We start from the raw sequence: 11,266 nt of genomic DNA on the forward strand, positions 1-11,266 counted from the left end.
AGCAAGCGGCGACCGAGCTTACATGGACGTACTTGCAGCGTCCCCCGCAACCGGACCCACCCCGCCTCTCCAAGGCAGCCAGCTTTTGACGTTGACGTTGCCTCTGCGGGTGCAGGGCCGCAGGCCCTGCCGCTACCCCTCTTCCCGGCGCCCGCGCAGGATGTCCCGGAACCACTGCCGGTGATGCTTGTACGCCCACCCGTATGTCACCTTGCCCTGGGTCATCGCCCGCACCGACCCTTTGATCCAGATCGCCGCATAGATGTGCACCACGATCGCGCAGATCAGCACCCAGCCGAACAACGCATGGGCAAGCACCGAGAAGCGGATTACCCCGATCGGGAAGAAGTGGCTGAAGTACTGCCGCCAGATCACGAAGCCGGTCAGCAGCAGCGCTGACAGGCAACCGATGATCGCCCAGAACAGCAGCTTCTGGCCGGCATTGAAACGGCCCACCGGCGGCAGCTTCTCATCCTCATTGCGCAGCACATCGCGCATGCCGCGCATCCACTTGCCATCGTCGGCGGTCGGCAGGTTGTCGCGCCACATGCGGAACGCCAGCAAGGCGAAGCCCACCACCATCACCAGGCCGATGAACGGATGCAGGATGCGCGTCCACGGCCCACCGCCGAACAGCTGCGTCAGCGGAAACAGGGCAGGGTGGAACAGGGCCAACCCGGACAGCGCGGTCAGCACGAAGCAGATCGCCACGATCCAGTGATTGATGCGGGTCGGCGCACGGTAGCGGATGATCTGGCGCGGGTGCGGGGCGTACTTCATGGCCGCTGCTCCTCTTCGATCTGCTTCGCCTCGTGTTCGGCTTCCTCTTCTTCCTCGTCATTGACCGTGTTGCGGCCGATGCCGATGTAATGCAGGAAGCCGGCGAAGGCGGTGGCGGCGATCGCCAGCACGCCCAGCGGCTTGGCCACGCCCTTCCATACCTCCACCATCGGGCTGATGCGTGGGTCCTTGGGCAGATCGGCGTACAGCTCGGGCTTGTCCACATGCTGCAGCACGTACATCACGTGGGTACCACCCACTCCTTGCGGGTCGTACAGGCCGGCGTTCTCGTAGCCGCGCGATTTCAGGTCTTCCACACGGCCGGCCGCATGCTCGGTCATCGCCTGCTTGCTGCCGAAGGTGATCGCACCGGTTGGGCAGGTCTTCACGCAGGCCGGCTCCTGGCCTACCGCCACCCGGTCCGAACACAGCGTGCACTTGTAGGCCTTGTGGTCCTTCTTGGAAATGCGCGGCACGTCGAACGGGCAGCCGGTCACGCAGTAGCCGCAGCCGATGCAGTTCTCTTCCTGGAAGTCGACGATGCCGTTGGCGTACTGGATGATCGCGCCGGGCGACGGGCAGGCCTTCAGGCAGCCCGGATCGCTGCAGTGCATGCAGCCTTCCTTGCGGATCAGCCACTCCAGCTTGCCCTTCTCGTCCTCGTACTCGCGGAACTTCATCACCGTCCACGACTGGTCGCTCAGGTCCGGTGGATTGTCATAGCTGCCAACGCAGCTGCCCACTTCGTCGCGCAGGTCGTTCCACTCCATGCACGCGACCTGGCAGGCCTTGCAGCCGATGCACTTGCTCACGTCGATCAGCTTGGAGACCTGTCCGGTATGCGCACCACGCGCTTCCGGCGAGGGCGTGGTGGTGGCCGAGCGGCGGATGATGTCCAGCGATTGCAGTGACATGGCGTGTCTCCTACACCTTCTCGACCTTGACCAGGATGCACTTCGATTCGGGCGTCTGCGAGTTGCCGTCACCGATGGCGTTGGTCAGCGTATTGGCGATGTAGCCGGGCTTGGCTGCACCGAGGAAACCCCAGTGGATCGGAATGCCCACCTGGTGCACGGTCTTTCCATCGATCTGCAGGGCCTTGATGCGCTTGGTCACCATCGCAACGGCTTCGATATGGCCGCGCTTGGAACTCACGCGCACGCGGCTGCCGTTGTTGATGCCCAGCTCGTCGGCCAGTGCAGCACCGATCTCGACGAACTGCTCGGGCTGGATGATGGCGTTGAGCTTGCCGTGCTTGGTCCAGAAGTGGAAATGCTCGGTCAGGCGGTAGGTCGTGGCCACATGCGGGAACTCGTCCGGCGAACCGATCTGGGCACGGTCGCTGGCGAACACGCGCGCGGCCGGGTTGTTGAGCGTCTTTGCCTGGCCGGGGCTGAGCGGGTTGCTGCGCAGCGGTGTATCGAAGGGCTCGTAGTGCTCCGGGAACGGTCCCTCGGCCATGCCGGCCTTGGCGAAGAAGCGGGCGATGCCTTCGGGGTTCATGATGAACGGGCCCATGCCACCGGCCGGGTCTTCGTCGGCCTTGAAGTCCGGCACGTCCACGCTGCCCCAGTTCTTCCCGTTCCAGGCCAGCAGGGTGCGCCGCGGATCGAACGGCTGCCCGGCCACGTCGCACGAAGCGCGGTTGTACATGACGCGCCGGTTGGCTGGCCACGCCCAGGCCCAGCCCAGCGTGTTGCCGATGCCGGTCGGGTCGCTGTTGTCACGCCGCGCCATCATGTTGCCGGTCGGGCCCCAGGCACCGATGTAGATCCAGCAGCCGGAGGACGTACTGCCGTCGTCGCGCAGGTCGCCGAACGCGGCCAGCTGCTCGCCGGCCTTGCGCACCAGTTTGGTCGGGTCCTTCGGATCGAACACGTCGGCCAGCGCCTTGCCGTTGTATTCCATCGCCAGTTCTTCCGGCGTCGGTAGTTCCGGGTTGGAATACTTCCAGGCCAGGTCACGCACCGGCTCCCACCACGCACCGCCGTCCTTCTCGTACATCGCTTTGATGCGATGGAACAGCTCGGACATGATCTCGATGTCGCTGCGCGCTTCGCCCGGCGGATTGGCACCCTTCCAGTGCCACTGCAGCCAGCGCGAGGAGTTCACCACCGCGCCGTTCTCCTCGGCGAAGGACGTGGTCGGCAGGCGGAACACCTCAGTCTGGATCGTGCTCGGGTCGACATCGTTCAACGCGCCGTGGTTCTGCCAGAACGCGATGGTCTCGGTTTCCAGTGGGTCCATGCTGACCATGAACTTCAGCTTGGAGAACGCACTGATCAGCTTGCCCTTGTTCGGCGCCGAGGCCAGCGGGTTGAAACCCTGGCAGATGTAGCCGTGGATCTTGCCTTCGTTCATCAGCTCGTACGCCTGCAGCATGTCGTACGGCTTGTCCAGCTTGGGCAGGTGGTCGAAGCACCAGTTGTTGTCGGCGGTGGCTGCATCGCCCCACCACGACTTCATCAGGCTGACGTGGAACTTCGGGTAGTTCTGCCAGAACGACATCTGGTTGGCGCGCAGCGGCTTCTGCGTGCGCTTGGCGATGTAGGCGTCGTAGTCCTGCTCGTCCTGCTTCGGCAGCGTCAGGTAGCCAGGCAGCAGGTCGGACATCAGGCCGATGTCGGTCAGGCCCTGGATGTTGGAATGCCCGCGCAGCGCGTTCATGCCACCACCGGCCACGCCGATGTTGCCCAGCAGCAGCTGCACCATGGTGCCGGCACGCACGTTCTGCGCACCGATGGAGTGCTGCGTCCAGCCCAGCGCGTACAGGATGGTCATCGCCTTGTCCTTGCCGGCGGTGGACGCGATCATCTCCCAGACCTGCCGGATGCTGTCGGCCGGCGTGCCGCAGATGCGTTCGACCATCTCCACGGTATAGCGCGCGTAGTGCTGCTTGAGCAGGTTGTAGACGCAGCGCGGGTCCTTCAGCGTCGGGTCGCTGCGCACGAAGCCATCGTCACCGTAGGCGTAGTCCCAGCTGGAACGGTCGTAGCTGCGCTTTTCTTCGTTGTAGCCCGAATACAGGCCGTCCTTGAAGGCGAACTCGTCCTTCACCAGGAACGACATGTCGGTGTAGTTCAGCACGTACTCGTGCTGGATGCGGTCCTCGGTCAACAGGTAGTTGATCAGGCCGCCCAGGAACACGATGTCGGTACCGGTGCGGATCGGCGCGTACACGTCGGCCACCGCGGCCGAGCGGTTGAAGCGCGGATCGACCACGATCAGCCGGGCCTTGTTGTGTGCCTTGGCCTCGGTCACCCATTTGAACCCGCACGGGTGCGCCTCGGCGGCATTGCCACCCATGATCAGGATCAGGTCGGCATTCTTGATGTCGACCCAGTGATTCGTCATCGCACCACGGCCTAGCGTCGGGGCAAGACCTGCCACCGTCGGGCCGTGTCAGACACGTGCCTGGTTGTCGAATGCCAACATGCCAAGGGAGCGGACGACCTTGTGGGTCAGCACCGCGGTTTCATTGCTGGTGGCCGAGGCTGCCAGCATGCCGGTGGTCAGCCAGCGGTTGACCGTCTGCCCGGCCTCGTTCTTCTGCACGAAATTGGCATCGCGGTCTTCCTTCATCAGCCGTGCGATGCGGTCCAGTGCATCGTCCCAGCTCAGCCGCTTCCACTCGTTCGAGCCGGGCGCGCGGTACTCGGGGTAGAGCAGGCGCGACTTGCTGTGGATGATGTCGGCCAGGCCGGCACCCTTCGGGCACAGCGTGCCGCGGTTGACCGGATGGTCCGGGTCGCCTTCGATATGGAAGATGCTCGGCTCGGCGTTCTTGGCGCCATCGCCGAGGCTGTACATCAGGATGCCGCAGGCCACCGAACAGTAGGTACAGGTGTTGCGGGTCTCGGTCGCGCGGGTCAGCTTGTACTGCCTGACCTCCGCGAGCGCGATGCCGGGCGCGAAGCCCATCAGTGCCAGACTGGAGCCGACCAGGGTTGTCCCGGTCACTTTCAGGAACTGGCGGCGGCTCATCGATGGCATGCCGTTCTCCTGGGATGGCGGGGAGGCGCAGGCCTCCGGGCTGTCGTTGGGTACGGCCCGGTTATAGCACAGGCCCCCGCACGCCCATGTGGCACAAGGCCCGGCGCCTGCCGGGCGGGCGCGCAACGGGGCGGCTCTGGTAAAGTTGCATGCCCGCCCCCCGGGGAAAGCGTCTGCCGGGCCTGGTTCCAGGATGTTCCGCGCAGCCCCCGCCGTCCTGGCGCGATCCTCCGCGCCGGATCTGGAACATCGAGGAAAAATTTTGCGAAATCAACCCGTTGGATCCCCCGCATGAGCGCACCGTCGAAGCCGTCGGAGGCCGTTGCGCGCGGCACGCTGTACATCGTTGCCGCCCCGTCCGGTGCCGGCAAGAGCAGCATCGTCAATGCCACCCTGGCGCGTGACCCGCAGATTGCCCTGTCGATCTCCTTCACCTCGCGTGCGATGCGCCCGGGTGAAGTGAACGGCCAGCACTACCATTTCGTCTCTGCGGAAAAGTTCGAGGAAATGATCGCCGCCGGCGACTTCTTCGAGCATGCCTGGGTGCATGGCGACTGGAAGGGCACCGCCCGCCAATCAGTTGAACCGCAGCTGGCCGCCGGCCAGGACGTGCTGCTGGAGATCGACTGGCAGGGCGCGCAGCAGGTGCGCCAGCTGGTGCCGGGCACGGTCACCGTGTTCATCCTGCCGCCGTCCAAGCAGGCCCTGCAGGACCGCATGCGCAAGCGCGGCCAGGACAGCGAGGCGGTCATCGCCCAGCGCCTGGGCGCGGCCCGTGACGAGATGCTGCACTTCAACGAGTTCGACTACGTCATCGTCAACGAGGTGTTCGACACCGCCGTGGACGAGCTGTGCGCCATCTTCACCGCCAGCCGCCTGCGCCGGGAGGCCCAGAAGGTCCGCCACGCCGGCCTGATCCAGGCCCTGTTGACCCCTGATTCGGGCGCAACTGACTGATTCCAAAAGAATCGGGTGAGGGTTGGCTTGATTTTGTCCAGCCCCTGCCAGTACACTCCGTCCCCTTTCCCTCATTCGACTGAGCGGCCGACCGGTCGCCGGGAGCCCGTATGGCCCGCATCACCGTAGAAGATTGCCTGGAAGTCGTTAACAACCGTTTCGAACTGGTCATGATGGCTTCCAAGCGTGCCCGCCAGCTCGCCAACGGCGTGCAGGCCACGCTGGACAACAGCGAGACCGAGGACAAGCCGACCGTGCTGGCGCTGCGCGAAATCGCCGCCCGCAAGATCGACAACGCGCTGATCGACGAAGTCGAGAAGGCCGAGCGTGAGCGCGCCGAGCGCGAAGCGCTGGAGTGGGCCGCCGCCGAAGTGGTCGCCGACGAAGACATGTCCAAGAACGACGATTGATCGCATCGATCAACGTCATTGCTGGATCGCCGAACAGCCCGCCCAGTGCGGGCTGTTTCGCATTCAGGATTTGCCGTAAACGTCGCGCTGGAATAGGCTTCGGGCATGAACCCAGGCCCCACTGCCAAGGTCGCCGCAGCCCCCGCTGCCGCCGTACCCGACTACGTCCTCCAGCTTGAACGCGCCGCCCATTACCTGCCGCCGGAACAGCTGCCCCTGCTGCGCCGTGCCTGGGAAGTCGGAGCCGCCGCGCACGCTGGGCAGACGCGCAAGTCGGGCGAGCCCTATATCACCCATCCGGTGGCCGTGGCCCAGGTGCTGGCCGAGCTCGGCCTGGACGTGGAAGCGCTGATCGCCGCGATCCTGCACGACACCATCGAAGACACCCCGCTGACCCGTGAGGCGCTGGCTGCCGAGTTCGGCGAAGCCGTGGCCGAACTGGTCGACGGCGTGACCAAGCTGGACAAGCTGAAGTTCCGCGACCGCCAGGAAGCGGCCGCCGAGAGCTTCCGCAAGATGCTGCTGGCGATGTCGCGCGATCTGCGCGTGATCATGATCAAGCTGGCTGACCGCCTGCACAACATGCGCACGCTGGGCGCGCAGAGCCGCGAAGCGCGCGGCCGCATCGCCCGCGAGACGCTGGAGATCTACGCGCCCATCGCCCAGCGCCTGGGCATGAGCCTGGTCAAGAGCGAGCTGCAGAACCTCGGCTTCAAGGCGCTGTATCCGTGGCGCCACGCGATCCTGGAAAAGCACATCCGCAGCCAGCCGGTGGTACGCCGCGAAGCGCTGGCGCAGGTGGAAGTACAGCTGTCGCAGCGGCTGGCGAAGGAGGGCATCGAGCACCGCCTGGTCAGTCGCATCAAGACGCCGTGGAGCATCTACAACAAGATGCGCGACGAGAACAAATCCTTTGACCAAGTGATGGACGTGTTCGGCTTCCGCCTGGTCGTGCGCAGCGTACCCAGCTGCTACCACGCGCTGGGTTCGGTGCATGCCACCTTCAAGCCGCTGGATGGCCGCTTCCGCGACTTCATCGCCATCCCCAAGGCCAACGGTTACCAGTCGCTGCACACGGTGCTGTTCGGGCCGTATGGCTCGCCGATCGAAGTGCAGATCCGTACCGAGGAAATGGACCTGATCGCCGAACGCGGCGTGGCCGCGCACTGGACCTACAAGTTCGGCGGCGATTCACCCAACAGCGCGCAGAGCCGTGCGCACGCCTGGATCGTCGAACTGATCGATTCGCAGCGTGCTGCTGGTTCCTCGCTGGAGTTCCTCGACAACGTCAAGGTCGACCTGTTCCCGGACGAGGTCTACCTGTTCACCCCGAAGGGCAAGATCCTGGCGCTGCCGCGCAACTCCACCGCGCTCGATTTCGCCTACGCCGTGCATACCGACGTCGGCAACATGGCCGTGGCCTCGCGCGTGGACAAGAAACTGGTGCCGCTGCGTACCAAGCTGGTGTCGGGGCAGTCGGTGGAGATCATCACCGCACGCTCGGCCACGCCGAAACCGCAGTGGCTGGAATTCGTGGTCACCAGCAAGGCACGCACCGCCATCCGCCACCAGCTCAAGCAGCTGGAGCACGAGGACGCCGTGCAGCTGGGCCACCGCATGCTCGACCGCGCGCTGGAAGCGATGGATTCGTCGCTGGAACGGCTGCCGAAGGGGCGCCTGGATGCGTTCCTGGCCGAGCATCGTTTCCCACGCCTGGAGGCGCTGCTGGCCGAGGTCGCACTGGGCAACTGGATGCCGACCCAGGCCGCGCAGGCGCTGATGGCCTACGCCGAACTGCGTGGCGGCCCGCATTCGCGCCACCACTCGCAGGAAAAGATCCTGATCAACGGCAGCGAGCGCGGCGTGGTCACCTTCGCCGGCTGCTGCCAGCCGATTCCCGGCGACGAGATCATGGGCTACCACACCGCCGGCAAGGGCATCGTGGTGCACCGCATGGACTGCCCGAACCTGGCCGAACTGCGCAAGTCGCCCGAGCGCTGGGTGCCGATCGGCTGGGACACCACCGTTTCCGGCGACTACGACACCTCGCTGGTGGTGGAAGTGGAGAACGGCACCGGCGTGCTGGCGCAGCTGGCCGCCGCCATCGCGCAGAGCCATTCCAACATCGAGCGCGTGGATTACCTGGACCGCGACTTCAACGCCGCCGTGCTGGCGTTCAACATCCAGGTACGCGACCGCAACCACCTGGCCGAAGTGATGCGCCGCCTGCGCCGCCTGTCGGTCGTGCAGTCGGTACGCCGCCAGTAACGCCACGCCATGGGTGGATGCTTTCTGTAGAGCCGAGCCCATGCTCGGCTGCTCCAGCCCGAGGCAGCCGAGCATGGGCTCGGCTCTACAGACGGCGCATCACATGACCGGATTGCCGTAGATCCACGCCATGCGTGGATGCCCCCCCAGCCGGTACAATCACCGCTCTGTTTTCCCCCAAAGCACCGGAGCGACCCATGTCCCGCCAGATCATCAACACCGAAAAGGCCCCCGCCGCCATCGGCCCGTACTCGCAGGCCGTGCGCGCCGGCAACACCGTGTATTTCTCCGGCCAGATCCCGCTCGACCCGGCCACCGGCGACATCGTCGGCGCCGGTGACATCGAAGCGCAGGCCCGCCGCGCCTTCGACAACCTCAAGGCCGTGGCCGAAGCCGCCGGCGGCTCGCTGCACAAGGTCGTGCGCCTGGGCCTGTACCTGACCGACCTGGGCGAGTTCGCCAAGGTCAACGCGGTCATGCAGGACTACTTCCAGGCCCCGTACCCGGCCCGTTCCACCATCGAAGTCTCCGGCCTGCCGAAGGGCGCCAACTTCGAGGTCGACGCGGTGATGGTCATCGACTGACCGCCACGTGGCACGCAAGGCGGCGGTCACCCCGGTCCTGTCACCGTCCGGCGAAGCATCCCTGGCGATGCTCGCGGGCGTCGGTCCGGCCGTGGCCGCCAAACTGCAGGCGCGTGGCCTGGCCACCCTGCAGGATCTCTGGCTTCATCTGCCGCTGCGCTATGAAGACCGGACCCGGCTGACCCGCATCGAAGACCTGCGTAACGGCGTGCCGGCGCAGGTGGAAGGGCGGGTGGTCGCGGTCGAGCGCGGCATGCGCTACCGGCCGATGCTGAAAGTGGCAGTGGAAGACGAAGGGCAGGGCACCCTGGTGCTGCGCTTCTTCCATTTCCGCCAGCAGCAGGTCGGCCAGTTCGCGGTCGGCAACCGGCTGCGCTGCTTCGGCACGCCCAAGCCGGGCCACCTCGGCCTGGAAATCGTCCATCCCAGCTACCAGGTGCTGGGCCGCAACGACGATCCCGAACTCGGCGACCGCCTCGACCCGGTGTATCCCACCGTCGAAGGCGTCGGCCCGATGACGATGCGCAAGCTGATCGGCCAGGCGCTGGACCGCCTGCCCGAGGAAAGCACGCTGGAACTGCTGCCCAGCGGCTGGCTCGATGGCCTCGGCCTGCCGTCGCTGCGCAGCGCGCTGCTGACCGTGCACCGGCCGCCGCCCGATGCCGACCTGGCCGCGCTGGCCGCCGGCACTCATCCGGCCCAGCGCCGCTTGGCGATGGAAGAGCTGCTGGCCCACCACCTCAGCCTGCGTCGCCAGCGTATCGCGCTGCAGGCGCATCATGCGCCGCCGCTGGCCGGCCCCGGCAAGCTGGCCAAGGCGCTGCTCAAGCAGCTGCCGTTCGCGCTGACCGGCGCACAGGCGCGCGTGTTCAAGCAGATCCGCGAAGACCTCGCACGGCCCAGCCCGATGCTGCGGCTGGTGCAGGGCGATGTCGGCTCCGGCAAGACCGTGGTCGCCGCACTGGCGGCGATGCTGGCGGTGGAGCAGGGCAAGCAGGTCGCATTGGCGGCACCCACCGAGCTGCTGGCCGAGCAACACCTCAACAACCTGCGCGGCTGGCTGGAACCGCTCGGCGTGCGCATTGCCTGGCTGGCCGGCAAGGTCACCGGCAAGGCGCGCGCCAAGGTGATGGAGCAGGTCGCCACTGGCGAAGCGCAGGTGGTGGTCGGCACCCACGCGCTGATGCAGGAGGCGGTGGTGTTCCAGGACCTGGCCCTGGCCATCGTCGACGAGCAGCACCGCTTCGGCGTGCACCAGCGCTTGGCCCTGCGCGACAAGGGCGCGGGCGGCAACAGCGTGCCGCACCAGCTGGTGATGACCGCAACACCGATTCCGCGCACGCTGGCGATGTCCGAATACGCCGACCTGGATGTCTCGGCCATCGACGAACTGCCGCCGGGCCGCACCCCGGTGCAGACCGTCGCATTGAACAACGATCGTCGCCCGGAGCTGATCGAGCGCATCGCCCTGGCCTGCCAGGAAGGGCGGCAGGTGTACTGGGTGTGCACGCTCATCGAGGAAAGCGAAGAGCTGGATGCCACGCCCGCGCAGGCCACCTACGAATCGCTGCAGGCGCTGTTGCCCGGCGTACGCGTGGGGCTGGTGCATGGCCGCCTGAAAGCCGCCGAGAAGCTGGCGACGATGGTCGCGTTCAAGGCCGGCGACATCGATCTGCTGGTGGCGACCACGGTGATTGAAGTGGGCGTGGATGTGCCGAACGCCTCGCTGATGGTGATCGAGAACGCCGAGCGCCTCGGCCTGGCCCAGCTGCACCAGCTGCGCGGCCGCGTCGGTCGTGGTTCGGCGGTATCGCGCTGCGTGCTGCTGTACCAGGCACCGCTCTCGCAGATGGCGCGTGAGCGCCTGCAGACCATGCGCGAAACCAACGATGGCTTCGTCATTGCCGAAAAGGATCTGGAACTGCGCGGCCCCGGCGAACTGCTAGGCACGCGCCAGACCGGCCTGGCCGGTTTTCGCATCGCCGACCTGGCCCGCGATGCCGGCCTGCTGCCCGGCGTGCACGACCTGGCCGAGCGCCTGCTGGCCCAGCAACCCACGCTGGCCGACCGCGTGGTGCAGCGCTGGATCGGCACCGCCGTGCGTTACGCCTCGGCCTGATCCCTGTAGAGCCGAGCCCATGCTCGGCTGCCGTTCGCGCTGCGCGCGGGAGTCGAGCATGGCTCGACTCTACAGACATCGCTTTCGATCATTTCCATGTTCATCCACGCATTGCGTGGATGTGTCGACCAAGGTCGACACCTACCAGCAGCGGT

General features: G+C 66.2%; 8 protein-coding genes. 5 read left to right on the forward strand and 3 right to left on the reverse strand.

The features are described 5' to 3' along the window. Positions 1-132: 132 nt before the first annotated feature. The 3 genes from N5D20_RS24450 to fdnG are packed head-to-tail and all read right to left on the reverse strand — an operon-like array spanning position 133 to position 4,773. The gene (locus N5D20_RS24450; RefSeq protein WP_010484041.1) at positions 133-780 is read right to left on the reverse strand and encodes a formate dehydrogenase subunit gamma; all 648 of its coding nucleotides are present in this window, start codon (positions 778-780) and stop codon (positions 133-135) included. Then, the gene (gene fdxH / locus N5D20_RS24455; RefSeq protein ID WP_197580017.1) at positions 777-1,694 is read right to left on the reverse strand and encodes a formate dehydrogenase subunit beta; all 918 of its coding nucleotides are present in this window, start codon (positions 1,692-1,694) and stop codon (positions 777-779) included. The genes N5D20_RS24450 and fdxH overlap by 4 nt, the downstream gene beginning before the upstream one ends. A gap of 10 nt (positions 1,695-1,704) precedes the next feature. Then, on the reverse strand, positions 1,705-4,773 hold the full coding sequence (fdnG, locus tag N5D20_RS24460; protein ID WP_197580019.1) for a formate dehydrogenase-N subunit alpha: 3,069 nt from the start codon (positions 4,771-4,773) through the stop codon (positions 1,705-1,707). Between the two features lie 291 nt (positions 4,774-5,064). Between fdnG and gmk the strand changes: the two genes are divergently transcribed. The 5 genes from gmk (at position 5,065) to recG (ending at position 11,111) form a co-directional block, all read left to right on the forward strand. Further along, complete coding sequence (gmk, locus tag N5D20_RS24465) at positions 5,065-5,730, forward strand: guanylate kinase (RefSeq protein ID WP_010484044.1); 666 nt, start codon at positions 5,065-5,067, stop codon at positions 5,728-5,730. Positions 5,731-5,840: 110 nt separating this feature from the next. Beyond that, positions 5,841-6,140 (forward strand): DNA-directed RNA polymerase subunit omega, encoded by a 300-nt coding sequence (rpoZ, locus tag N5D20_RS24470; RefSeq protein WP_005410877.1) that lies wholly within the window; start codon positions 5,841-5,843, stop codon positions 6,138-6,140. 105 nt (positions 6,141-6,245) lie between these two features. Further along, positions 6,246-8,408 (forward strand): bifunctional (p)ppGpp synthetase/guanosine-3',5'-bis(diphosphate) 3'-pyrophosphohydrolase, encoded by a 2,163-nt coding sequence (locus tag N5D20_RS24475; RefSeq protein WP_010484045.1) that lies wholly within the window; start codon positions 6,246-6,248, stop codon positions 8,406-8,408. A 197-nt stretch (positions 8,409-8,605) separates the two neighbouring features. Further along, the gene (locus N5D20_RS24480; protein ID WP_197579282.1) at positions 8,606-8,992 is read left to right on the forward strand and encodes a RidA family protein; all 387 of its coding nucleotides are present in this window, start codon (positions 8,606-8,608) and stop codon (positions 8,990-8,992) included. Positions 8,993-8,999: 7 nt separating this feature from the next. Then, positions 9,000-11,111, forward strand: a complete 2,112-nt coding sequence (gene recG / locus N5D20_RS24485; protein WP_197579281.1) for an ATP-dependent DNA helicase RecG — start codon at positions 9,000-9,002, stop codon at positions 11,109-11,111. Positions 11,112-11,266 lie beyond the last annotated feature (155 nt).

It is taken from the genome of Stenotrophomonas sp. GD03877, assembly GCF_029840555.1.
Lineage (GTDB): Bacteria > Pseudomonadota > Gammaproteobacteria > Xanthomonadales > Xanthomonadaceae > Stenotrophomonas > Stenotrophomonas geniculata.

Excerpts from the sequence above, each read along its gene's own strand:
- N5D20_RS24450 (WP_010484041.1), bottom strand. The coding sequence starts at position 780 with ATGAAGTACGCCCCGCACCCGCGCCAGATCATCCGCTACCGTGCGCCG.
- rpoZ (WP_005410877.1), top strand. The coding sequence starts at position 5,841 with ATGGCCCGCATCACCGTAGAAGATTGCCTGGAAGTCGTTAACAACCGT.
- N5D20_RS24480 (WP_197579282.1), top strand. The coding sequence starts at position 8,606 with ATGTCCCGCCAGATCATCAACACCGAAAAGGCCCCCGCCGCCATCGGC.
- fdxH (WP_197580017.1), bottom strand. The coding sequence starts at position 1,694 with ATGTCACTGCAATCGCTGGACATCATCCGCCGCTCGGCCACCACCACG.
- gmk (WP_010484044.1), top strand. The coding sequence starts at position 5,065 with ATGAGCGCACCGTCGAAGCCGTCGGAGGCCGTTGCGCGCGGCACGCTG.
- N5D20_RS24475 (WP_010484045.1), top strand. The coding sequence starts at position 6,246 with ATGAACCCAGGCCCCACTGCCAAGGTCGCCGCAGCCCCCGCTGCCGCC.